We start from the raw sequence: 20,179 nt of genomic DNA on the forward strand, positions 1-20,179 counted from the left end.
CTCAGATCACCCAGGTGCCGGCGTCAGGGTCGGCAGGCTTGAGGGAAAGGTCGAGGCGGACGGTCGGCCCGAGGGCGCGAATGCGGTCCTTGATGTGCGCCGGGCGCACGCCTTCGTCGGTCACGGTGGCTTCGATCACCTGCGTGTCGGTGACGATCTGCTTGGCGTTCTCGCGGGCGATGATCGCCTCGGCATGTTCGCCTGCTTCCACCGCATCGTTGACATGGCGCGACCAGCCTTCACCGGTCCACCAGATCACGTCGCCGGTGCGCAGATTACTTCCGGTAATGATCTTCACTGAACCGCCTCCAAAACTTGCTTCAATTCCATCATGTCTCCCCGGCCTGCCACTTCGCCGATCACGATCAGGGCAGGGCTCTTGACCTTGTTGTCCGATACCAGCGGCCCCAAAGCCGCCAGCGTCCCGCGCAGTACCCGCATCTGCGGCCGCGCGGCATTCTCGATGACCGCTACCGGCATGTCGGGCGCAAGCCCGTCTGCCATCAGCTTTTCGGCAATCGCTTCCGAAGTCGCCACGCCCATATAGATCACCAGCGTCCTGCCAACCCCGGCAAGACCTGCCCAGTTCTGGTCGGTCAGCCCCTTGCACTGGCCCGCCACGAACGAGACGATGCTTGCCGCGTCGCGGTGGGTGAGGGGGATCATTGCCGAAGCCGCCGCGCCCATCGCTGCACTGATGCCGGGGATGACCTGCACCGGCACGCCTGCGGCAAAGCAGTCTTCCGCTTCTTCGCCGCCACGCCCGAACACGAACGGATCGCCGCCTTTCAGGCGCACCACGTCGTTCCCGGCCAGCGCCTCGCGCACCAGCAGGGCGTTGATCTCTTCCTGCCGCATCGTGTGGCGCGACCGCTGCTTGGCGACAGAGATCATCCGGCAACCCTTTGGCGCCATGCCCAGGATCGCGGGATCGACCAGCCCGTCATGCACCAGCACCCGCGCATTCATCACCAGCCGCGCCGCACGCAGCGTCAACAGATCCGGATCACCGGGGCCTGCGCCGACAAGGAATACGGTTCCGACTCTTGAAGAGGGATTGCTCATGCGGGCCAGATGGGCGCGGGCGAGCCAAGTCACCAGCGAGAATGCTTTTCCCCCCGCCTAGATGTTCTTTAGCGCCGCAGTGAAACCGGTCACACGATCTTCGATATCTAACGTCACCCCGGGCCTGACCCGGGGTCCCGCTTTCACTTTCACTTCGGGCGACGGTGCAGAACAAGCGGGACCCCGGATCAAGTCCGGGGTGACGGTGGAGAGTGAGGATAACCTTCGCCCCGCAAAGCCTCCACCAGCACCCGCAATCCCTCGCTGTCCTTCAGGCTCAGATCCTGCTGCGGGAACGGAATCTCCACCCCGTTGTCCCTGAACAGTCGCCACACCGCCTTGAGAATGTCCGACCGCACATTGCCCACGCCGCCCTCGGGATCGTCAATCCATACAACGATCGTCATGTCGATGCTGCTCGGCCCGAATGCGCTCAGCAGCACGCCGGGCGAGGGGAAGGACAGCACGCGCGGTACGCCACCCACGGCCTCGAGCATCAGCTTCTCGACCTGTTCCAGATCGCTGCCATAAGCCACGCCGACGGGGATGTTGATCGCCACCTCGCGCGAGGAGTACGACCAGTTCTCCACCTGCTGGGTCATCAGGTTCTCGTTCGGGATCAGGTACTCGCGGTTGTCGCGTGTTGTGACCGAAACCGCCCGGATGCCGATCTTCTTGACCTCGCCGAAGGAATTGCCCTTGCCGTCGTTCACCGCGATCACGTCGCCCGGCTTGATCGAACGGTCCATCAGCAGGATGATCCCGGCGATCAGGTTACCGAAGGTCTTCTGCAGGCCAAAACCGATGGCGAGGCCAAAGGCGCCGGAAAACACCGTCAGGGCCGTCAGGCTGATCCCGAGCACGTCGATCCCGACAAGGATCGAGATGCCCCAGACCACGATCGTCGCGATCTTCTCGCCCAGAAGCTGCTGCGTGCGGTCAAGGCTGGTAAGCCGCCGGAACAAACGCCGCGCCAGCTTGCCGATCAGCTGCGCCGCCACGATCACCAGCAGCATCACGATCACGATGCGCAAGGCGCCCCACACCGAGATGTGATAGGTCCCCAGATCGAACCCGATCTCGTTCAGCGCGCGGATCACTTCGGCCACTTGTTGCCTGAAGCTGTTCATGCGCTCGCTCCCGCCCAGGCGGCAAGCCCGCGCTCGAGATCGGCAATCAGGTCGGCGCTGTCCTCCAGCCCGATGGAAAGACGCACGCCGAAGCGGTCCTCGGCGTCCATCCCCTTGAGCGGCCACTGGCTGGCAGTGCGAATGCTCGCCGGATCGACCGGCGTCGCCAGGCTCTCGAACCCGCCCCACGAATAACCGATGCCAAACAAGGACAAGGCATCGATCAGCGCATCACGCGCCTCGCTCGTTCCACCTTTCAAAACGAAGCTGAACAGGCCGCAGCCGCCGGTGAAATCGCGCTTCCAAAGCTCATGCCCTGGCGACCCAGGCAGCATCGGGCACAGCACCCGCGCCACTTCCGGCCGCCCCTCCAGCCACCGCGCAATTGCCAGCGCAGATGCAGTCTCGGCCTCAAGCCGGTGCTTCATCGTCCGCAAACCGCGCAGCATCAGCGCAGCATCATCGGGCGAGACCACCGTTCCCAGACCCTGCGAGCGAAGCCGCAGCTTGCGATACCACTCCACCCCCGCACTGGCGCTGCCCATCATGCAGTCGGAATGGCCGGAAACGTGCTTGGTCAGGCTCATCACCACGATGTCCACACCATGGCGCAGCCCCTGAAAGCCGAGTGGCGAGGCCCAGGTATTGTCGAGCACGCTGACGATCCCGCGCGCCCTGGCCGCTGCAGCAAGGGCGGGCACGTCCTGCACTTCCATGGTCAGGCTGCCGGGGCTTTCCAACAGGACGCAGCGGGTCCGTTCGCAACAGGCCGCTTCGAAGGACGCAAGGTCGGTCGGATCGAACCAGCGCGTCTCGATCCCGAAGTCCTTCAGCAGGCCGCGCCCCATCGCCCGCGAGGGTTCGTAGGCGTTGTCGGTCATCAGCAGCACGTCACCGGGACGCAGCACCGTCAGCAACGCTCCGGCGATGGCTGCTACCCCCGAGGGATAGAGCACAGTTCCCGCACAGTTACCCTCGAGTTGGGTCAGTGCCTCGCAGAGTGCCCACTGAGTTGGAGATCCCCTGCGCCCATAGTAAAAGCGCCCATCCTCGTTCGCCGGATGGGCGCGAAGCGCTGACATATCGGGATAAAGATGCGTCGAGGCGCGCCATACTGCGGGGTTGACGACCGCACCGGGATGGCCCGGCGTCCCCGTCCACTCCTCGCGCCGCCCGGCCAGCACGCCCCGCGTCGCCGGCCCAAAATTCTCGAAATCGTCAGAACTGCTCATGGCCTCGGGCGATAGCAGCAATGATCGCCGACAGGAACCTCAGGCCGCGCCGGTCGCCTTCGGCGTCGCCGGGTCCATCCCCCATTCGCTCCACGATCCGTCATAGAGCGAGACGTCTTCCTTGCCGATCAGATGGGCCGCAAAAATCAGCACGTTGGCGGTCATTCCTGAGCCGCAGGACGAGATCAGCGGACGCGACAGGTCGATGCCGGCAGCTTCGAACAGGTCCCGGATCGCATCGGGCGATTTCCACGTGCCATCGGGATTGAAAAGACTGGAATAGGGCAGGTTTCGCGCGCCGGGGATATGGCCGCTTGCCAGCGCCGGGTTGGTCTCCGGGACATCGCCCGTGAAGCGTCCGGCGCCCCGCGCATCCATGACCTGTTCGGCGTTGCTGTCGAGATTGGCGAGCACATCGGCCTTTGAACGCACATGGCTGTCATCGGACCACACTGTGAAGTGGCGTTGTCTCAAGGTTTCAACACCTTGTGCGCACTTGCGGCCTTCGGCTTTCCACTTGGCGATCCCGCCATCGAGCAGCGCCACATTCTGTGCACCGAACTTGGTCAGCATGAACCACGCCCGTGTCGACGTCTTCACCGGGCTGTCATCATAGATCACGATGCGGCTGCCGTCGCCAAGGCCAAGGGTCTGCATGCGGCTGGCGAACTTTTCGGCAGAGGGCAAGGTGTTGGGCACGGGCGAGGCTGTATCGACCAGCTCGGCCAGATCCATGAAAACGGCGCCGGGAATGTGGCATGCCTCATATTCAAGGCGCGGAACGCGACCATGCTCTGGCAAGAATGCCGTAGCGTCGACAATACGTAGATCGCTCGCGCCCATTTCGTCCGCGAGCCACTGGGTCGAAACCAGTGAGTCCATGGTTAACCGTGCTCCTGCCTGCTGCGCGACCCGTCTGGCGCGGGTTCGTTGGATCGAGACTAGACGCCGCAATCGGGTGCGTCGACCACAAAAACGGACAGACGCGCGACCTTTCCGAGAAATTACGCAAAGGCCGGAACGGTAAGAGCGCGCTGGCTGATCTTCGGATAGATGCGCGGGCCGAGGTCCAGGCGGAAGGGTTGGAGCCTTTGCCCCGCGGCACCGTCCTCCAGCCCGACAACGAAGGCAGCGCGCATGGTGAACGGTCGCCCATCGACCACGGCCGTCACTTCAAGCCTGACGATCGGCACGAACAATGCGGCACTGCCATGGCGGATCGGGGTGATCTCGGCCAGCGGCAGACGGATGTCGCCCGACACTTCGATGATCTCGCCAGCGCCCACGCTCTCCAGCCGATGCAATTGCGGCGCATTGCGCGGGTCGAGCTGGTCCTGCTGGGGCCGCGAGGCGTGAGCCGCGGTCATCCCGCCTGCAATCACCACGTCGCGCGCCTGCGCTGTTGCCGTCAGCACCAGCCGATAGGAAAGCGTGGCATTGACGAGGCTCGCGCTCATGCGCGCGGCGGCAAGGTCAAGCGCCAGGGCGGGGGCTGGCGGGGTCGGACGGGGCGAGGGCGGCGTGGCAAGGGCCTCGGCTGGAGACCTGGCTGGTAATACAGGCGGTTCGAAAACGGCCGGCGGAGGTGCTGCGCGACGTCGCCGCAGGAGCGCCCAAGATCCGCCTATCGCAAGCAGGGCAACAAGCGCTGCCCACAGCCAGTATGCCGAAATCCTCCGCTCAGACGCTGCGGGAGCCGCCACCACCGGCCTCGAGGAGGGCAGGACCGGCTCCGGCAGTTCAGTTGCTGCGACCGTGGGTTGCGGAGGCGGGGGCGCGCTTTCGGCTGTTTGCGTAGGTCTTTCGGCGGACTTGGCTTCGGATGCTTCAGCGCCAGCCGCTGGTCGAGGCACGGACCTCGGCGAAGGTAATGCCACGGGCGCTGCGGGCGAAGGAGCCGGCGCCGGTACCGGCACGGTCACGACCGGTTGCGAGGGCGGTGCAGCGGGCTGCTCTGTCGTCGCCCGAGGCGGCGGCGCATCGGGAACGACTGGCCCTTGCGCGGCGGAACTCGGCTTTTGCGACGGGGGCAATTGCCATGTGGTGGCATCCTGCGCGGATGCAGCGCCTGCGCAAAGCGCAAGCGTCGCTGCCGAAGTTACGAATGACCCCGAAAAAAACCTCATCGCCGTGGCATGACTGCCCGCCAGTTTAATGCCCCGTGAACCAAGAGGCACGATCGGGCCACTTGCTCCCGGCCTGCGACGGGTGCATGGGCGAGCCACTTCCTTTCTTACTTCAAGCGATCGCATGGTGGCGGATCAAGTCGCACCGCCTGCGCGTCCAGAGGCCAGACAATGACCAAGACTCCTCTTTTCCTCGGGCAGAACTCCGCCCTGCCGGCATCGCCGGACGAAGCCGTGCTCGATTATGTGCCCAATCCGCGCCCGGGCACGCTTTACATGATCCGCTTCGCCGCGCCCGAGTTTACCTCGCTGTGCCCGGTGACGGGGCAGCCCGACTTCGCCCATCTGGTAATTGACTATGCGCCGGGCGAGACGATCGTCGAATCCAAGGCACTCAAGCTGTTCCTCGGATCTTTCCGCAATCACGCCGGCTTTCACGAGGACGTGACCGTCGGCATCGGCCAGCGCCTGTTTGCCGAGATGAAGCCGCAATGGCTGAGGATCGGTGGGTACTGGTATCCTCGCGGCGGCATTCCGATCGACGTGTTCTGGCAGTCGGATGCCCCGCCGGCGGGTCTGTGGCTGCCTGACCAGGGGGTTGCGCCCTATCGTGGTCGGGGCTGAAGGCGTCAGGCCGCAAGCCAAGGCGAGCCGGGGCTTTTTTCCTCGGCTCGTTCAGAACGCTGCGATTGCCGCCCCGCCTTTGACGGGGTGATGCCCAACGCAATCTTTTCCCAGCCGCTTTCGGTCAGCGATACCCAGATGCGCCGCCGGTCGGCAGAGTCCGGTTCGCGCAGGATCAGCCCGGATTCGTGGAACATGGCCAGCCAGCGCAGCACCGTTGCACCCGGCACATTCGCGCTGAGGCCCAGACCGGTCACGGAGATGCGCCGTCCCTCGGCCTGATTGATGAACAGTTCCAGCATCAGGTCCCATGCAGGATCTGCGACCTGGATGTTCGGGAACAGCTCCTGCCGGTGACGGCGAGCACGGATTTCGCTCTTGGCGATGGCAACGAGGTCTGCGGTGGAAGGAGGCGTTTCCAGCGACGTCTGCTGTTCCGGTGCAGAAAGCAATTCGTTGAGCAGGAGCGTGATCCTTGCGATCCTTTCTCGTTCCTGGCTGTTCATTGACATACCCCCGGGCCACCCCCACGAGACATATGCTGTAATGTCATTTGCCTTGCAATTACAAACCTTTGAATACCAATGAAAAATTAGGAAATATTAACCTTTTGGCCGTCGCTGAGCGGATTGGGCGAAAATGGACCGCCGGGTTTGCGCTCAAACGGTGCGACGAGACCTTCCCAACCCGGGAACCTGCAGTCATCCCGTTGTTTTCTCCCGCAGGAATTTGCGCCTTTTCGCGGTGACGTTCCCTGCTGGCCCCATCGGCCAGCCGTCGCTATTCTCCCGGCCGGATAGCGCAACCGCGCCACCAATCAGGACTTCTTCATGAACGAATTGCCCCTGCCACCTGCTTTCCGCCCGCTCGGGTCTTCCGGCATTGCCGTTTCGCCGCTTGCCTGGGGCATGTGGCGCCTTGCCGAGGACGGCCGCAGCGTGGCTGACGCGGCGAAGCTGGTTCACGCAGCGCTCGACGCCGGGATCACCTTCCTTGATACCGCCGACATCTATGGGTTTGACGGGCAGGCAGGCTTTGGCGATGCCGAGGTTTTGCTGGGCGAAGTCTTCGCCGCAGAACCTGCGCTGCGCGATCGCGTGGTGCTGGCCACCAAAGGCGGCATCCTGCCGCCACTGCCCTATGACCAGAGCCGGGACTATCTGCGCTCGGCGATCGAGGATTCCCTGCGACGCCTGCAGACCGACGTTATCGACTTGTGGCAGATCCATCGGCCGGACATCCTGGCCCATCCGCACGAAACTGCGCGGGTCCTCGATGATGCGGTGGCTGCGGGCAAGGTACGCGCCCTTGGCGTATCAAACTTCACCACCCACCAGATCGCCGCACTCAACCACTTTCTGGGGGAAAAGCTGGCGACGACCCAGCCCGAGATCAGCCCGCTGCAGATCAACTGCTTCGAGAACGGCGAACTCGATCAGGCAATGCAGCTGGGCCTGACGCCGATGGCCTGGTCGCCGCTTGGTGGTGGCCGTCTGACAGGACCGAAGCTGGATCGCGAAATGGCAGTGGCTTCCGCGCTCGATGTCGTGGCCGACGCGCAGGGCGTATCCCGCGCAGTCGCGGCATATTCATGGCTCCTGGCGCATCCTGCGGGCATCGTGCCGATCATCGGATCGCAAAAGCCGCAGCGCATTGCCGAGGGCGCAGCCGCGCTCAAGGTGCGGTGGACGCGAACGGAGTGGTACGCCGTGCTCGTTGCGGCGCGGGGTGAGCGGCTTCCGTAGCTCCTCCTGCACCCGATACGAACCGACGTTTCACAGGGTCAGATGCTAGGCGGCGTGGACAAATTCCACAACGCTACGGTTGCCCTGTAAAAGGCCTTGGCGAGGCGCGAGGGCGCAGGAAGAGTGGGCCTCTTTCAAGGCCGAGCAACGCTGCCAAGGCCTTTTACAGGGCAACCCCTGCGGGGCTGGACCAAAAACCGCCATTTCGGCGTCGGCTCGTCGCACAATATTCCCGATATTGCGCTTCCTCGCCTCCTTGAACTGGCGGTTTTTGCCTCCAGCCGTGGCGCTGTGGAATTTGTCCACGCCGCCTAGTGCCCGCCTGTTGCTATCTTCGGCCGGTCGCCGTGGTCAACGATGGGAACGTCGCCTCCTGACCCAGCGCCCCTTGCGCAAGCGCTTGATGCTCTCCTCGCAGCGCTCACACTTGCCGACGTAGCCATCAAATTCAAACGACACTTCTGATCGTACCGGGCGATGATAGCCCAGCAAGCATTTCAACGAGACCATGAAACCCACCCCAGAGTTACTTCCAGAGTGAAGCAAAGAATCTCCGCTTTGAATATTCAACGAAAGTTATTTTGCGAGATCGTTTTTCACTTTTCGCACACGCAAGAATCCGAACAGCGATCAGCGCAGTGCAAGAACCTCGTTGGTTTCCAGTCCGCGCATCGCAAGTGAGGCGGCACGGCGGGAATCGACCCAGCGCCCATCGGACAGCTGCACGTCATAGCGCTCGTCGCTCGATGCTGCGTCGCGGTAGAACTCGGCCGCCTTCTGCTTCTCCCCCACCAGCTTGTAGGCCGTTCCCAGGTTGATCAGAGCCAAGGGATCCTGCTTCTGCACAAGATCGCTGTTCTCGATCTTGGCAATCGCCGCGCGGGGACGGCCAGCCATGATTTCATGATAGCCGACATCACCGCTCTCGATAGCAGGCGCCGGCACTGTCAACGTGGCGGGAGCCTGTGCCATCAGTGCGGCTGCGAGAAACAGAGTTGCGGACATCGAGACTCTCCTTTGCTTGTCGGCCTTGCGCATTCGGTCAGCGCTTCGGCTTGTTGAGTCTGATTATGCATCCGATGGCGGCGACTGCAATCAAAGTGAAACATTGTCACAAAACTGCAATTTTCTATCCGGCAGATTTCCGTGCTGTCGTCACAAATGTCAAATAACCGTCAGATATTCTGACTTATTTCTGTCAGGAAACCGCAAAGTGGCTGTCACTTTGCAGGCCTAGATCACCCCTCGACCCGGCGGGAATCGCTCCCGCTGTTATCCATGGGGGATACCAAGTGAAGAAGTTCCACGGCCTTATGCTCGTTGGCTGCAGCGGATTGGCGCTCGCTGGCTGCGGCCCGACCGACATCGCCTCGCCCGGCACCGGCGGCAACGTTGTCATCAACCAGCCGACGCCGACGCCGACGCCGACCCCCACGCCAACCCCGACTCCGACCGTCACCGCCGCGGCTGGTTGCCCGACCATCGAAGACCCCACCGGGCTCACCGATGCCGGTACGGTCACTTCGGCGCAGGGCTCGTGGCGCGTGTGCACGCTGCCTGCCCGCATCACCCGTTCGACCACGCTGCCCAAGATCGCCGGGCTGCTCTATTCGATCAACGGTCGCGTCGATGTCGGCACCGATGCCGGCTTCAGCAGCACCAGCACTGGCGTTACGCTGACGATCCAGCCGGGCGTGATCCTGTTCGGCAACACCGGCACGTCCTGGCTCGCCGTCAACCGCGGCAACAAGATCAATGCGGTCGGCTCGGCAACCGCACCGATCATCTTCACCAGCCGCGACAACGTGCTCGGCCTCAACACCGAAACTTCGCAGGGGCAGTGGGGCGGCGTCGTGCTGATGGGCCGTGCGCCGATCACTGACTGCACCACCGGTTCGGTCGCCAGCGGATCTACTGCCAGCACCTGCGAACGCCAGACCGAAGGTTCGGCCGACCCCGCCCTGTTCGGTGGCACCAACAGCGCCGACAGCAGCGGTGCCATGAAGTACGTCCAGATCCGTTATTCGGGTTACGTGCTTGGTTCCAACTCGGAACTGCAGGCTCTCACGCTTGAAGGTGTCGGTTCGGGCACGGAACTGGACTACATCCAGAGCTACAACAGCTCGGATGACGGGGCCGAGTTCTTCGGCGGCACCGTGAACATGAAGCACTACATCTCTGTCGGTGCCGATGACGACAGCCTCGACATGGACACCGGCGTCCAGGCCAACCTGCAGTACCTGTTGCTGATCCAGCGTTCGGGAGCAGGTGATACGCTGATGGAGCTCGACAGCAACGGCAACGAAAGCCAGACGCCGCGTCAGGTTTCGCGCATTGCCAACTTCACGGCGATCCAGCCTGCCACCAGCAGCAACAACGAAGCCAATGGCCAGGCGGCGCTGTTCTTCCGCGGCAATTCCGACATCAGCCTCTACAACGGCGTCGTCGTCGCTCCGGCCAACCAGTGCATCCGCATGAACGGCTCGGGCGGCACGGCCTCCTCGACCCTGACTGCGCGTTCGGTGGTCATGTCCTGCGCAGGCACTGGCGATGATCGCTTCATCGGCACGGGTGCCTACACCGCTGCGCAGGTTGCGGGCTTCTTCGGCTCGGGCTCGAACAACAACAACGCCGGTTTCACGCCCACTCTGGCAAGCCTGTACATCAACGGTGCCAACGAAACCGCCGTCACCGCGTTCAACGTGACCACGCTGTCCTCGTTCTTCTCGACGGCGGCCTACATCGGCGCGGTCCGTGACAGCTCGGACACCTGGTACGCCGGCTGGACCTGCAACAGCGCTGCGGCAAACTTCGGCACCACCAGCCAGTCCTGCACGCTGCTGCCGATCACCTGATCGGCGCCTTTCGGGAAATCCGGGGGGTGGCCGGCAACGGCTGCCCCCTTTCCCGCACCACGGAACTTTCCTTTTCCCCAGGGGGGACGACAGATGAATACCTCGCGGCTCGCACACCTGCTGCTGCTGTCCACCGCGCTGCTCACGCCGGCGCTTGTCCATGCGCAAGAGGCCGCGCCGGCGCCGTCTCCGGCTCCGGAAGCTTCCGCCGATCAGGCCGCGGCGGATCCGCAGGCCGAAGATCAGCCGCAGGAGGCCGCCCCTGAAGTCTCCATTCCCGGTGGCGAGATCGTCGTGACCGGACAGCGCGATCGCAACCTGCAACGCGCCGCTCCGCAAGTCGTTTCGGTTCTCGGCACTGCCGAAATCGCGCGGACCGGCGAAGGCAACATTGCCGGCGCACTCGGCCGCGTGACCGGCCTCAGCGTCGTCGGCAATGGCTATGTCTATGTGCGAGGCCTCGGCGATCGCTACTCGCTCGCGCTGCTCAACGGTTCTCCCTTGCCGAGCCCCGAACCGCTCAAGCGCGTCGTCCCGCTCGACCTGTTTCCCTCGAGCATCATCGCCTCGTCGCTGGTGCAGAAGTCCTACTCGGTCAACTATCCCGGCGAATTCGGCGGCGGCGTGGTGAACCTCACCACCAAGTCGGTCCCGCAGGAAGCCTTCGTCAATGTCGGCATCGGCGGCGCCTGGGATACGGAGACGACCAACCAGCTTGGCTATACCTACTATGGCTCGAGCACCGACTGGACCGGGTTCGACAACGGCCAGCGTGATTACACCAAGGCCCTGCAGAGCTTCTTCGCCAGCGGCGAGCGCCTCTCCTCGGGCAATGTCGATGCCGTTGCCGTGGGGCAGGGCATCGTCAACACCCGCAATGGCCTCACCCAGCGCATCCCCAACATGCCCGGTAACGGCTCGCTCTCGCTTTCGGCGGGCAAGTCGTTCGAGCTTGGCGGCGCGACACTCGGCATCATCGCCACCGCCGGGTACAACAACAAGTGGCTGACCCGTGACGTTCTGAGCCAGACATCGGTCGAATCCGATCTCGCTGATCTGCAGTCCGATTTCCGCCGCGTCACCACCGACAACCGCATCGTCGTCAACGGCATGCTGGGGCTGGGCCTGGAATTCGGGCGCAACAAGATCCGCTGGACCAACCTCTACATCCGCGACACGCTAAAGCACACGCGCATCAGCCTGGGCCAGCGCAACCAGACCTCGGCGGACTGGCAGCAGCAGGAAACCGCCTGGTACGAGCGCCAGCTGATCGACAGCCAGATCGTCGCCGAATTGAAGCCGCTCGACGGCCTCAGCGTTGACCTGCGCGGCGGCTATGCCAATTCGCAGCGTGAAGCGCCTTACGAACTCGGCTTCGAGTATGTGCGCACCAATGTCGCTTCGGACCCGCTTGGCCAATTTTTCGTCAACAATCTCGATGGCAATGCCGGTCGCGCCAATGTCAGCTTCTCCGATCTCAACGAAGACCTGTGGTCGGGCGGGATCGACGTGTCCTACAAGGTTTCGCCCGCGATCACCGCGACGGTCGGCTACGCCTATACCGATACTCGCCGCACCAGCTCGCGCCGCGACTTCCAGTGGCGTGCGGTCGATCTGCCCGATGGCGTGAACCTGTTCCGCCCCGACTACCTGCTCAGCAATGCGGTCATCAAGGCATTCAACATCGGCCTCGTCGATACGAACGAAGGCAATCCCGCCTTCCTCGCCACCTTGAAGAACCACGGGGCTTACGCAAAGATCGATGCGCAGCTGACCGATACCCTGCAACTCGATGCAGGCGTCCGCTACGAAACGGCGAAGATGGCCGTATCGGCGATTCCGGTGTTCAAGGACGTCACGGCTATCACGGCGCCGACCAGCCTGAACAACGACTACTGGCTGCCGGCGGCCACGCTGACCTGGTCGTTCCGCGATGACATGCAGTTGCGCGCCAACGCGTCGAAGACGATCGCCCGCCCGCAATTCCGCGAGCTGATCTACCAGTTCTACTTCGATCCCGACACTAACCGCACCTATCGCGGCAATCCCAACCTGCAGGACAGCACGCTGACCAACGCCGAGGCCCGCTACGAGTGGTACTATGCGCGGGATCAGCGCTTCTCGATCGCCGGTTTCTGGAAGCGCATCGACAAGCCGATCGAAAGCTTCGTCAGCCTCGAGAGCGACAACTTCATCACCAGCTTCGCCAATGCGCCGAAGGCCGATCTCTACGGCGCGGAAATCGAGCTGCAGAAGTACTTTGACCTCGCCGACTGGGGCGGGATGTGGGAGTCGCGCCGCTTTGCCGTGATCGCCAACTACACCTACACCAAGTCGAAGCTGAAGGTGAAGGAAGGCGACCAGACTTCCTACTACCTCGCCGCATCGACCCGTGCGCTGGACTACTTCCGCGATGGCGCACCCCTGACCGGGCAGAGCGAGCACATTGCCAACGTTCAGCTCGGCCTTGAAGACACCGACAAGCTGTCGCAGCAGACCATCCTGCTCAGCTACGCCAGCAAGCGCGTCTTCAGCCGCGGTCTGCTCAACACCGGCCAGCCCGATGTCATCCAGGACCCGGGCCTGCGCATCGACTTCGTCGCGCGCCAGGGCTTCAAGCTGTTCAAGAACGATCTCGAACTCAAGTTCGAAGCACGCAACATCACCGGTCGCCGCAACTACGAATATCAGCAGTCCGGCGCCAACCGCGTCGAAGTCAACTCGTACGACGTGGGGCGCACCTTCGCCCTGTCGGCATCGATGACGTTCTGACGCCTTTCACCAGTCAATCCACCTCGAGAGGCGGCTCCGAAGCGGGCCGCCTCTTTTTTATTGCCGTATCGGCCAGATCGTGAAATACTGAACTACATGGTTCAGCATTGTGTGTCCGATATCGATGCCACATTCGCGGCGCTTTCCGATGCCACCCGGCGTGGGATCGTCCTGCATCTCGGGCAGGCAGACGCTTCGATCAGCGACCTGGCCGAACGCTTCGGCATGACGCTCACCGGCATGAAGAAGCATGTCAGCGTGCTGGAAGCCGCGGGGTTCGTGGCCACCGAAAAGATCGGTCGCGTGCGCAAGTGCCGGCTGGGGCCAATGCGCCTGGACGAGGAAGCCGCCTGGATCGAGCGTTATCGCCAGTTATGGGACGCCCGGTTCAACGCACTGGACAATGTTCTGGAAGGCATGATGCAAGGAGAGATCGACGATGACCGACAAGCTTGAAAGCGCCGACCCGCACACGCGGGTGGAGCGCCCGTCCGACCTCGAACTTGTCGTGGTTCGGAACTTCAACGCGCCAGTGCATCTGGTCTACCGCGCTTGGGCCGATCCCGCGCTGTTTCGGCAATGGTGGGTGCCGCGATCCTACGGCATGACGCTGATTTCGTGCGAGATGGACGTGCGCGTGGGCGGCACCTATCGCCTCGAGATCGGCCACGCTTCCATGGACCAGCCGATGGCGTTCTTCGGCACCTATCTCGAAGTCGAGCAGGACCAGCGGATTGTCTGGACGAATGAGGAGAGCCCGGAAGGGGCGGTGACCACCGTCAGCTTTGTCGCGCACGACGGCGGCACCGAAGTCACCATCTCCAACCTGTTCCCGAATGCCGAAGCGCTCGAACAGGAGCTTGCCTCAGGTGCATGCGACGGCACCGCCGAGAGCCTGCGCCAGCTGGAGGAATTCCTGCAGGCCTGACCTCAAGGCCGGTCGAGCACATACCCCATTGAGCGCACCGTGCGCAGCGGCGATCCTGCGCCGACATCGCGCAAGGCGCGGCGCAGGCGGCTGATCCAGGCGTCGACGGTCCTCTCGTCGATCGGCTGGTCGTGCTTGCCCAATGCCGCAATCAGCTGCGTACGGCTGAACACGTGGCCGGGCTTTTCCATCAGATAGCGCAGCAGGCGCATTTCGTTGGGCATGAGCAACAGCGGCTTTTCGCGCCAGCGGGCCTGCAGCGCGGCAAGGTCCAGCGTCAGGTCGCCCAGCCGCAACACCCGCGCCGGCGCTTCATGCTCCGGAAGCTGGATCGACAGCACCCGGTCGAGGATCGCACCCCGGTCCACCGGTCCGACGATATAGTCGTCAGCCCCCGCGCGCAGGGCGCGGCGCTTGGCCTCGGCATCGTCTTCCTCGAGGATCATCGTGATGTGCGCTTCCTGCCCGAGACTGTCCCCGCAGCGCAAGCGACGACACAGTTCCAGCCCGGACATCTCGTCAAGCACCCAGTCTATGAACGCCCATGGCCGCCCTTCCATGAGGGGCAGGGGGGCCTCCGATTTCCAGCGGTGAAACACCACGCGCAGATCGGAATGCACGAAGGGTTCGCGTCCTCCGGATAGGTTGCCTGTCAGCAGGATGTCGATGTGCCGCATGAAAAGAAAGCCCCTGTTTCCAGGAGCTTTCTGTATCGACTTTGTGACGGTGAAATGACGATGTTACACTGCGCCGGCCGACCTTTGGGGCAGGCCCTGGCAGCTGTTACACCGGCAGACCGACGTAGTTCTCGGCGATGCTCGTCTGTGCGGCCTTGCTGGAAGCGATATAGTCCAGCTCGGCCACCTGCATTGCGCGCTCGAACGGGCCATCCTCGGGGAAGCGGTGCATCAGCTTGGTCAGCGACCACGAGAAGCGCTCGGATTTCCACACCCGGGCCAGTGCCTTGGCGGAGTACCCTTCGATCGCGTCGTTATCGCCCCGCTTGAAGAAGCTGCTCAGGGCTTCGGCGGCGTAATGGACGTCGCTTGCGGCAAGGTTCAGGCCCTTGGCACCGGTCGGCGGGACAATGTGCGCCGCATCGCCGCACAGCAGCAGGCTGCCGTGGCGCATCGGTTCGAAAACGTAGGAGCGCAGCGGCGCGATCGACTTTTCGATGGAAGGCCCGCGCGTCATGTTCGCCGCAGCCTCCGGCCCGAGGCGCACCGCCAGCTCGTCCCAGATGCGCTCGTCCGACCAGTCCTCGACCTTCTCGGTCAGCGGCACATCGACATAGTAGCGGCTGCGCGTGTGGCTGCGCATCGAGGCGAGGGCGAAGCCGCGCTCGTGATTGGCATAGATCAATTCATGGTTGCACGGCGGCACGTCGGCAAGGATGCCAAGCCAGCCGAACGGATAGACCCGCTCGAATTCGCGCGCCACGCTCGCCGGGATGGCCTTCCGGCTGGGGCCATGGAACCCGTCGCAACCGACGATGAACCGCGCATCAATGCGCTGTTCGCTGCCCTCAAGCGAATAGGTGACGTAAGGGGCGTCGCTCTCGATGGCATGGAGAGCCACATCGCTGGCGCCATAGATCACCTGCAGCCCACGCTCGGGCGCGGCGTCCATGAGGTCGCGGGTGATCTCGGTCTGGCCATAGACCACCACGGTCTTGCCGGTGAGATTGGCGACATCGATGCGGATCAGGCGTTCGCCATCGGCGAGATTGAAGCCTTCTTCCACCAGGCCCTCGGCCTTGAGGCGAGCATCGAGGCCGAGCCGTTCCATCAGCCCGACGGTGATCTGCTCCAGCACACCTGCACGGATGCGGCCAAGGATATAGTCCGGCTGCTGCCGCTCGACCACGACGCAGTCAACGCCCTCAGCCTTCAGCAGGTGTCCGAGCAGCAGGCCGGCCGGGCCTGCGCCGATGATGGCGACCTGAGTCTTCATGACAGTTCTCCCACGCGCCCGCACTGGGATGCGGGGTCAATGCTGGAGAATTTGACAGAAGCGCGGTTGCGGGTGAATGCAGCCGCAGGACAAACTGCTAGCACTTTCGGGACATGACCGAGGCGATACCAAGATATGCCCTCTATGGTGAAGGCACGGCGCGGAACACCGGCGGTTTCGCCCATATCGAGACCATCGCGGAGCGGAGTGCCCTGCACGATTGGGAAATCGGCATTCACCGCCACGATCATTTCGTTCAGGTTCTTCTGGTAGAAGAGGGACACGCTGCAGTGACCCTCGATACCATCACCGTCGGGCTCGAAGGTCCGGCGCGCGTGATCGTGCCCGCCGCCGCCGTCCATGGCTTCCGCTTCCGCCAGGGCACCCGCGGATTTGTCCTCACCTTGTCCACTGACTTTTCCACAAGGGCAGCCGGCCCGGCCGATCCGTTGCTCGGCGCTCTGGCACGCGGCGGTTCTGCGCCGCTTGGCCCCGAAGCTGCCCGCCGCGCCGTCTGGCTCGCGCGTGAAATGCTCGGCCTTCAACAGGAATGGCAGCAGCGCGATCCATTGTTCATGGCGCTGGCTGAAAGCCTCATCCGCACAATCGCCCGCGAGGAGGACGCTTCCGATCCGCAGGAGCGTGCCGACCGGCGGCTCGATCGCTTTCGCCAGCTTGTCGAACTGCATTACCGCCAGCACCGCGATCTCGATTTCTATGCCGGCGCGCTCGGCCTTACCCGCCGCACGCTGTCGCGTCTCACCGCAGCGCGCCTCGGCTGCAGTCCGATGGACTTGATCCACCGCCGCCTCGCCCTCGAAGCCCACCGTTTGCTGCGCTACACCAATGCCACGGCGGCACAAGTCGCCGCCGAACTCGGCTTCGAAGACCCCAGTTATTTCTCCCGCTTCTACCAACGGGTTACCGGCAGGCGACCTTCACAGGACAAGGCGGCCTAGGCGTTGTGGAATTTGTCCACGCCGCCTAGAATACCTTGCGCAGTTCGAGCGCCACGGTGCGCCCGATCGGATCGCGATAGGCGGGCTGAAAGCCCAGTGGCAGATCCCCATTCGCTGCAGTCACCCGCTGGCGGGCATTACCGATGTTGTCGACGACGAGCGAAATGCGCGCGCCCTTCCAGAACGGAGACTTGGGCACGAGCGAGCCCATGTCGGCAATCGCGCGCAGGTCGAACGTGCTGATCGGCTGGAACGTCAGCTGGTTCGGCGCGGCTTGCGAGCCATAGAGCAGCTGGCTCTGCCCACGCCTGCTGGCTGAAAGCCGGAACCCGCTTGGCCCCCGCATCACCGAGACATTGGCGGTCGTCAGGTGCCGCTGCTGACCGCCGCCGATGCCGATTGCGCCACCCGAAAGCAGGTTCACTTGCCCCAGAGCTGCTCGGATCACCGAAGTGCTCTCCAGCACGATGGTATGCGCCGCATTGACCTGCATCGTCATCCTCGGCCCATAAGCCCTGGCCTTGCCATTCGCATCGAGCGGCATCGGCTCCAGAGGCACAGCAAAGCTCGTGCCCAGTCGCAATTGCCGCGAGCGCAGCCGGTCAAAGTTCACCGTGCGATTGTCCACCAGCGTCAACCGCCCGCTTGCATCGCGCACGAAGCGGTCGGGGAACGCCGCCACCACGGCCTGCGTCGGCAAGGGCAGGGCACCGAACTGGTTGCGCGTGTCCGAAATCGAATAGTCCGCGTTGACCTGCAGTTTGTAGCGGGACCATGGCGATGCGGACACAGACAGCGTGCGCAAGCGTTGCGTCTCGCTCCTCAGGCTGCCGCCGCCGCCGTAGATCGTCGTCACGGGCACCGTCTCGCCACGCACCGGATCGAAGTAGGGCACGTTCTCGGCAATCGTGCTCGGCGCGGCGACAAGTTCCAGCGGAATGGCCCGCCCGTCACGGTTGTCGGTCAGGTTGAAACGCAGCCATGCCAGCGGCCGCCAGTTGAGTGCAAACGCATGCTCGTTGATCCGCCCGAACTGCCCCAGCCTCTGTCGCGAGACGTCTGCTGAAACGTCTATGTCGCCCAGCGCGCCGAGAAAATTTCCCGCCTTGCTCGTCAGCGGCACGGTAACGCCTGCGCGCAGTGTCCAGTCGTTGCGCTCGATCCTCGAATCGCGGCCCTGCTGGTCCGTCGCATCCAGCGTGCCACCGCCCAGCGCGCCGCCCCCGCGCACTTGCACCGTGCCTGCAGGCAGCCCGAACAACGGTCCCTGAACATCGAGCCGTACCTCGCGCGCAGTGGTCTTGTTGCGCGTGGTGCGCACGGAAAGCGGAATGAGCGCGGCCAGCCCGTCGGCAAAGGGATTGATCGTCGGATCAATGGCGATCAGCCCTCCGGCTACTGTGCCATTAAGGATGCTGCCCGAGGCGCGCTCGCGTTGTTCGTAGCGGCCCAGCAACGTGCCTTGCCACGGCCCCCGCGTCGCGATCAGGGATGCCGTCAGGCTCCTTGCGTCGCTGCGCGTATCGTAGCGCAAGGGCCGCGAGGCGTCGCTCAATGCCAGCACCACCGGTGTCGTGAACAGACTTGCCGGATGATCCGCCGCCAGGAGAAACCGCGCTGTCGGCAAGCCGTTGAGGCTCGAAGCCGTCGTGCGGCCGATCCGCCCGTTGAACGAAAGCGAAAGCCATGGGGCCAGCGTCTTGTTGCCTGAAAGGCTGGCTTCGAGCGGCTGCGACGCGCCGCGCAGCGTGCGAAAGTCGCCGATCCGGCTGTCGTTCACCTTGTTGGCGAAAGGCACCAGACTGGCCAGCGTCGGCGTCCCGGCATTCTGCGGCAGCGCGATCGTGCTTACCAGGCTCCCGGCAAGCGCCGAAAGCGCCGGGTCGATCTCCGTGCCCCGGAAAGAGATCACATTGCCCAGCGGAGCAAACGGTATGATCGAGTCCGGCCGCACCAGATTGCGGTCGGTTTCGAAGAGGTTGTCCGATTGCGATGCCTTGACCGAAAGGTTGATGCGGTCACGCTTGCGGATGAAGGTCAGTTGCGCCTCACCCCGGCTCAGGCCCCAGTCCCCCTCGGTGGCGATTTCGCGGCTGCCGGTCACGGTGAGCGTCTTGACCGCAGGCTTCAGCACGATGTTGTAGACGCGCTGCGTGGATCCGCCACCGACGCGCGCGGCTGACCCACGTGGTAGCGTTTCGATCTTGCGCACGGCTTCTACGGGGTAGTCGGATATGTCACCGATGTCGCTGACCGGCTGGCCGTTTACCAGCACTGCCGGCTGATCGTCGCCGTTCTCATCCTGGATCTGATTGACCAGTTCGCCAACCGTGCTGGCACCGTAGGATGCGATGCGGTCTTCCTCGTAATCTTGCTCAGGCGCGACGTCGGACAGTTGCGATACGATGGCGCGATCGCCCACGACCACGATCTGCCGGTCAAACAGTGGAACCGGCAGTTCCAGCCCGGACGGCCGCGTTTGCGCCGATTCGCTTTGCGGCGCGCCGTCACCACTGCCCGAGCCTGCCTCTTCACTGCCATCGGCAGCACCGTTGGCCGCATGGGCCGCGACCGACAGGCAGGACAGCACCAGTGCAGGTATCGCAAGTCCCGGCCTCAGCGTGCCGAGGCACTGCAAGCGCGGCGCAGACCAGACGGTCCGTCCGCTCTTGTCAGAGCTCTGCCCATTGGCGGGGTAACAAGGGTGACGAGGGGCTGTCATCAGCGTCGTGAAAAGGCGCAAGGCTCCACCGGCCATTGCCGATGGAGCCATAGACACCCTCACCCGAG

Annotated in this window: 19 protein-coding genes; 7 read left to right on the forward strand and 12 right to left on the reverse strand. The window is 63.7% G+C overall.

Going from position 1 to position 20,179, the window contains the following annotated elements; translation table 11 throughout:
- Window position 1: 1 nt before the first annotated feature.
- The 7 genes from ACZ1JY_RS01100 to ACZ1JY_RS01130 form a co-directional block, all read right to left on the reverse strand.
- Window positions 2-298, reverse strand: coding sequence for a DUF2849 domain-containing protein (locus tag ACZ1JY_RS01100; protein ID WP_465130078.1), 297 nt, complete (start codon window positions 296-298; stop codon window positions 2-4).
- Window positions 295-1,065 (reverse strand): uroporphyrinogen-III C-methyltransferase, encoded by a 771-nt coding sequence (gene cobA / locus ACZ1JY_RS01105; protein WP_465130079.1) that lies wholly within the window; start codon window positions 1,063-1,065, stop codon window positions 295-297. Before cobA ends, ACZ1JY_RS01100 begins: the two co-directional genes overlap by 4 nt.
- 188 nt (window positions 1,066-1,253) lie before the next feature.
- Complete coding sequence (locus ACZ1JY_RS01110; protein ID WP_465130080.1) at window positions 1,254-2,195, reverse strand: mechanosensitive ion channel family protein; 942 nt, start codon at window positions 2,193-2,195, stop codon at window positions 1,254-1,256.
- A complete protein-coding gene (gene metC / locus ACZ1JY_RS01115) occupies window positions 2,192-3,427 on the reverse strand; it encodes a cystathionine beta-lyase (RefSeq protein WP_465130081.1) in 1,236 nt (411 codons plus the stop codon). Before metC ends, ACZ1JY_RS01110 begins: the two co-directional genes overlap by 4 nt.
- A 39-nt stretch (window positions 3,428-3,466) precedes the next feature.
- On the reverse strand, window positions 3,467-4,309 hold the full coding sequence (sseA, locus tag ACZ1JY_RS01120; protein WP_118074182.1) for a 3-mercaptopyruvate sulfurtransferase: 843 nt from the start codon (window positions 4,307-4,309) through the stop codon (window positions 3,467-3,469).
- A 122-nt stretch (window positions 4,310-4,431) separates the two neighbouring features.
- Entirely contained in the window at window positions 4,432-4,884 is a 453-nt protein-coding gene (locus tag ACZ1JY_RS01125) for a hypothetical protein (RefSeq protein ID WP_118074181.1), read from the reverse strand.
- Between the two features lie 370 nt (window positions 4,885-5,254).
- The gene (locus tag ACZ1JY_RS01130; RefSeq protein WP_465130082.1) at window positions 5,255-5,467 is read right to left on the reverse strand and encodes a hypothetical protein; all 213 of its coding nucleotides are present in this window, start codon (window positions 5,465-5,467) and stop codon (window positions 5,255-5,257) included.
- A gap of 257 nt (window positions 5,468-5,724) precedes the next feature.
- Here ACZ1JY_RS01130 and queF point away from each other — a divergent pair, with 257 nt between their 5' ends.
- Window positions 5,725-6,177: a preQ(1) synthase gene (gene queF / locus ACZ1JY_RS01135; RefSeq protein WP_118074179.1), complete on the forward strand. Its 453-nt coding sequence runs from the start codon at window positions 5,725-5,727 to the stop codon at window positions 6,175-6,177.
- A 5-nt stretch (window positions 6,178-6,182) separates the two neighbouring features.
- On the opposite strand, the gene ACZ1JY_RS01140 is transcribed toward queF, so the two are convergent.
- Window positions 6,183-6,683, reverse strand: coding sequence for a helix-turn-helix domain-containing protein (locus ACZ1JY_RS01140; protein WP_168905439.1), 501 nt, complete (start codon window positions 6,681-6,683; stop codon window positions 6,183-6,185).
- Between the two features lie 324 nt (window positions 6,684-7,007).
- On the opposite strand from ACZ1JY_RS01140, the gene ACZ1JY_RS01145 reads away from it, so the two are divergent.
- The gene (locus tag ACZ1JY_RS01145; protein WP_465130083.1) at window positions 7,008-7,922 is read left to right on the forward strand and encodes an aldo/keto reductase; all 915 of its coding nucleotides are present in this window, start codon (window positions 7,008-7,010) and stop codon (window positions 7,920-7,922) included.
- A gap of 630 nt (window positions 7,923-8,552) precedes the next feature.
- Here ACZ1JY_RS01145 and ACZ1JY_RS01150 read toward each other — a convergent pair.
- Window positions 8,553-8,927, reverse strand: a complete 375-nt coding sequence (locus ACZ1JY_RS01150; protein WP_162896083.1) for a hypothetical protein — start codon at window positions 8,925-8,927, stop codon at window positions 8,553-8,555.
- Between the two features lie 287 nt (window positions 8,928-9,214).
- Between ACZ1JY_RS01150 and ACZ1JY_RS01155 the strand changes: the two genes are divergently transcribed.
- The 4 genes from ACZ1JY_RS01155 to ACZ1JY_RS01170 all read left to right on the forward strand — a co-directional run bounded on the left by ACZ1JY_RS01155 (window position 9,215) and on the right by ACZ1JY_RS01170 (window position 14,477).
- Window positions 9,215-10,777 carry a hypothetical protein gene (locus tag ACZ1JY_RS01155; RefSeq protein ID WP_162896082.1) on the forward strand — a complete coding sequence of 521 codons (1,563 nt, stop codon included), beginning with the start codon at window positions 9,215-9,217 and terminating at the stop codon, window positions 10,775-10,777.
- A gap of 93 nt (window positions 10,778-10,870) precedes the next feature.
- Window positions 10,871-13,549, forward strand: coding sequence for a TonB-dependent receptor domain-containing protein (locus tag ACZ1JY_RS01160; protein ID WP_465130084.1), 2,679 nt, complete (start codon window positions 10,871-10,873; stop codon window positions 13,547-13,549).
- Window positions 13,550-13,645: 96 nt separating this feature from the next.
- Window positions 13,646-14,005, forward strand: a complete 360-nt coding sequence (locus ACZ1JY_RS01165; RefSeq protein WP_168905673.1) for an ArsR/SmtB family transcription factor — start codon at window positions 13,646-13,648, stop codon at window positions 14,003-14,005.
- Window positions 13,989-14,477 carry an SRPBCC domain-containing protein gene (locus ACZ1JY_RS01170; RefSeq protein ID WP_465130085.1) on the forward strand — a complete coding sequence of 163 codons (489 nt, stop codon included), beginning with the start codon at window positions 13,989-13,991 and terminating at the stop codon, window positions 14,475-14,477. The genes ACZ1JY_RS01165 and ACZ1JY_RS01170 overlap by 17 nt, the downstream gene beginning before the upstream one ends.
- Before the next feature lie 2 nt (window positions 14,478-14,479).
- Here the strand turns inward: ACZ1JY_RS01170 and ACZ1JY_RS01175 are convergent, their stop codons facing one another.
- Window positions 14,480-15,154: a response regulator transcription factor gene (locus ACZ1JY_RS01175; RefSeq protein ID WP_465130086.1), complete on the reverse strand. Its 675-nt coding sequence runs from the start codon at window positions 15,152-15,154 to the stop codon at window positions 14,480-14,482.
- Window positions 15,155-15,260: 106 nt separating this feature from the next.
- On the reverse strand, window positions 15,261-16,430 hold the full coding sequence (gene pobA, locus ACZ1JY_RS01180) for a 4-hydroxybenzoate 3-monooxygenase (RefSeq protein WP_168905676.1): 1,170 nt from the start codon (window positions 16,428-16,430) through the stop codon (window positions 15,261-15,263).
- Between the two features lie 113 nt (window positions 16,431-16,543).
- Between pobA and ACZ1JY_RS01185 the strand changes: the two genes are divergently transcribed.
- Window positions 16,544-17,389 (forward strand): helix-turn-helix domain-containing protein, encoded by an 846-nt coding sequence (locus ACZ1JY_RS01185; protein WP_465130087.1) that lies wholly within the window; start codon window positions 16,544-16,546, stop codon window positions 17,387-17,389.
- 25 nt (window positions 17,390-17,414) lie between these two features.
- On the opposite strand, the gene ACZ1JY_RS01190 is transcribed toward ACZ1JY_RS01185, so the two are convergent.
- Window positions 17,415-20,111, reverse strand: coding sequence for a TonB-dependent receptor (locus ACZ1JY_RS01190; RefSeq protein WP_465130088.1), 2,697 nt, complete (start codon window positions 20,109-20,111; stop codon window positions 17,415-17,417).
- Window positions 20,112-20,179: the final 68 nt, after the last annotated feature.

This window comes from Novosphingobium sp. BL-A-41-Hi4B-X5A, from assembly GCF_055521705.1.